General features: G+C 66.8%; 1 pseudogene. It reads right to left on the bottom strand.

What is annotated here, in order from left to right:
* Window positions 1–328: pseudogene (locus IAE24_RS30040) on the bottom strand (hypothetical protein); the annotation flags it as partial.

The following is a 328-nucleotide window of genomic DNA, read 5'->3' as shown; positions in this document are numbered from 1 at the left end:
CGCGTAGTTGAAGGGCGTGCCCACAGCCAGGCTACCCGGGTTGGCCTTGGTAACCGTCAGCGCAGGCGTGCCAGGCGTGACCGGAGTCACCGGCGTGGAAGCGCAGTCTGTCGTGCAACCGGCCGTCGGATTGACCGGGCTGATGCCGCCGGACGGATCGTAGGAGGCCGTGTTCGTGCTCGAGCCCGCAGCCGTCGGAACAGCCGGCAGGTTGAAGCTGGTGTTGCCACCGGCCGCCACTGCCGCAGTGAAGTTCACCGTACACGTCAGCACGGAACTGCCATTGCCCGCAAACGGGAAGGTATTGGGCGTGCAGGTCGCACTGGCC

This window comes from Delftia sp. S65 (assembly GCF_016516495.1).
Lineage (GTDB): Bacteria > Pseudomonadota > Gammaproteobacteria > Burkholderiales > Burkholderiaceae_C > Comamonas > Comamonas acidovorans.
This window is presented reverse-complemented; position numbering and strand designations above follow the sequence as displayed.